Raw genomic sequence first — 2,978 nt, forward strand, 5'->3', positions numbered from 1 at the left:
CCGCGGGCCCAGCGTCTGCGGCTACTCGAACGGTGTCCGGAAGGGCCGGGAACGTTACGCCGACCACCCCCAGATCTAATGTGACGCCCGTCACTGACGCAGCGGCCGCGTGCCACCGTCGGAGCTATTGAGGCGGGTCGGGGTCGATGTACCGCAGCAGGGTGTGGGCATTGAGCAGTCAGGTCACCCTTTGCGGCACACCGGCCGACCGCAAACCAACCGCGGCGGATCCACCCACGGCGACTGTCGTCGCGACAGGACCGCGACCTTGACCCCAGCGGCCCGGAACCGTCATCCAGCGCGCGGGTCGGGCGGAAGGCCTGCTACGCGGTGTGACCATAGGGTGCGCCTCCTCCACCCCTGTGGTGGTTATCAGTTCACCCGTGCAGGAACGAGAGTGGAAGGGTGGTCCGCCGGGTCACGTTCGGAGCCTTCGAAGGGACTTAGCCATGTCCGACACCGACATACTCATGGTCATCTATGCGATCAAGCCGAACGGTGATCTGCAGTGGTACCGCCACGACGGGTGGCAGGACGGTAGCGGAGCCTAGACTGCGGGTGGCGGCGGCGTGACGGTGAATTCCGGCTGGGACATCTACTCGAAGGTGCTCTGCGCCTTTGACGGCGTCATGTACGGAATCAAGCCGAACGGCGACATGCACTGGTTTCGACACGAGGGGTGGCGAGAAGGCACCAACGACTGGGCCGGAGGCCCTGCCGGGATCAAGGTCGGCACCGGATGGCAGTCGTACGCGACCGTTCTGCACGGCCCTGGTGTGATCTACGCGATCACACCGAACGGCGACATGCGGTGGTAGCGCCACGACGGGTATGAGACCGGTAGCCAGGATTGGACGGCCGGCGGTGGAGGTATCCGCGTCGGAACGGGTTGGAACTCGTATTCCGCTGTCTTTTTCGGCTCCAGCATGCACGTCGGTGGTTACGAGGAGCCCGACCTCCCGCGAATGCTCTACGCCGTCAAGCCGAACGGCGACCTGCAGTGGTATCGCCACGACGGGTGGCAGAACGGAGGTCAGGAGTGGACCGCGGGCGGCGGTGGGAAGAATGTTGCTACCGTTTGGACCTACCCACAATCCTTCGGCGGATATTTCGGCGTGCTGTATGGAATTAGGCCGAACGGCGACATGCAGTGGTATCGCCACGACGGTTTCAGGGACGGCAGTCCCCTGTGGACTGCGGGTGGGGGCGGCAAGACCGTCGGTACCGGCTGGAATTCCTACACGAAGGTGTTCAGCTGACGTCACAGGCGGGGGCTGATCACCTCGGCCCAGCCGACGAGGCGGTGCAGGGAATCGTCGGAATCGCCGTGAACCAACAATCGACATGCTCGAAAAGCGGCGACTCGGGTGTCGCTCCGTGTCACTCATGGTTCATGCGGGGTGACTGCTGTAGGAAACCTTCCGCAGCGTCTCGATTGAAAAAGCCAGGTGAGTACACTTTTTACTACAGAGAACCGCGCAGCGCCTCGACCACGAATTTCGTGCAATTGAGGCCGGGAAAGTCCGTGACGAGCCCGCGCCGGGAAGCTCGGTAACAGCACAGCCGATGATGCGAAGTTGATCTTGTGCGAACACTGATGCTGATCGGAGCAGCCCTCGGACTCGGTGCGGGCCTGGTGTGTACGAGCCTGTTCGCTTGGTGGCTGTCATACCCGGCGCACTTCTACATCGGCAGATACGAACCGCTCGGCGCCGACGAGACCACCGGGAGGATGGAATCGGTGAACCCTATCCCGTTTCTCGCGGCCGGCTTGATCATCAGCGCGGTCCTCGGCGCGATCTCCGGTTTCGTTACCGCACGCCGCGGGTGGCGGCTGATGCAATCCATCGACTGATCAACGGCGCATGGAGGGCAGGGCGGGCGCTGGACCGACCCGGCCTGCGCGGGCTGCGGATCTGGCGGTCAGCTGGTTCAAGAGTGCGGGCCGCAACTCGTATCTGTTCACGGTGGCGCACCTACCTTTTCGATGCGGCCCGGCGGGGGCCACACCCAGCCACCGCTGGTTGCGCATGACTCGGTGGTCCTACCGTCTACCGCCCACGGCCACACACGACGCAAAAGGTAGCGGGTCGTCCGGGTGTTTGCGTCGGTAGAAAGCCGCCGCAGCAGAGGCGAAGGACCCCGTGCAACGCGCATTCGCCGGTCTCGGCCGACTCGAACTCCTGAACAGCGGCCAGGGGGAGCGAGTAAGTCCACCATGCAATTCGGGCTCGCACGGTCGGGTGGCGGCTGTTGGATTGGCGCTCAACAAGACGGACGCGGAGCAAACATCGGCGCGTTGCGCGTTGTCGCGGGAATAGACGAGGTTCTCGAATCGGTGCATTACGTACATCTGGTGTTGCACGGAGTATGAGCGTTCCACGCTGAGAGAGCGCTGAGAACTGAGATTTGGCGGAGAACACCTCCGCCCCTATCATGCATGCCGTTGCCCACGAGTGGAATTCACCGTGCGCGGCGGTTCGCTGTAACCGTGCGGTGGCACGTCGGTCCCCGCCCTGCCACTCCTCAGCGTGGTGGCGCGGGGGTCTCGAGTGCCGATCGTGTGACGAAGGGCGTTGCACACACGTCGAGGTTGATGGCGACCCTACAATTCGGCCGTGGATCGACGCCAATTCTTGACTCTCGCCGCGGCAACCGTCGTCGGCGCCGCCGGGTGCAGCATCAGCAGCGCAGAAACCCCGGGTACCGCCGTGCCCGACCCCACCGATCCGGGCATTCCTTCGACGCCGGCGGCGTCCCCTGCGCCGGCGGTACTTCCACCACCGCCACCCGCATCCCGCATCCCGTATCCCGTCGCCCGGCGGCGGCGCCTTGACCGCGTTGCCCGGCAACGGCGACCTCCTCGCGCTCACCGTCGACGACGGCGTCAACAGCGACGTCGTCCGGCTCTACACCCAGTTCGCGAAGGACACCGGGGTCCGWCTCACCTACTTCGTCAACGGCCAATACGACTCGTG

At 64.5% G+C, this 2,978-nt stretch carries 2 protein-coding genes and 2 pseudogenes; all 4 read left to right on the forward strand.

The genetic code is table 11. The features are described from left to right. Positions 1-569: 569 nt before the first annotated feature. Positions 570-818, forward strand: a complete 249-nt coding sequence (locus AC1DWT_RS50555; RefSeq protein ID WP_206015608.1) for a tachylectin-related carbohydrate-binding protein — start codon at positions 570-572, stop codon at positions 816-818. A gap of 15 nt (positions 819-833) precedes the next feature. Beyond that, positions 834-1,259, forward strand: a pseudogene (locus tag AC1DWT_RS50560) (tachylectin-related carbohydrate-binding protein); the annotation flags it as partial. A gap of 326 nt (positions 1,260-1,585) precedes the next feature. Next, the gene (locus AC1DWT_RS50565; RefSeq protein WP_206015610.1) at positions 1,586-1,855 is read left to right on the forward strand and encodes a hypothetical protein; all 270 of its coding nucleotides are present in this window, start codon (positions 1,586-1,588) and stop codon (positions 1,853-1,855) included. 763 nt (positions 1,856-2,618) lie between these two features. After that, positions 2,619-2,978 (forward strand): annotated as a pseudogene (locus AC1DWT_RS50570) (twin-arginine translocation signal domain-containing protein); the annotation flags it as partial.

It is taken from the genome of Rhodococcus sp. P4_B6, assembly GCF_056402215.1.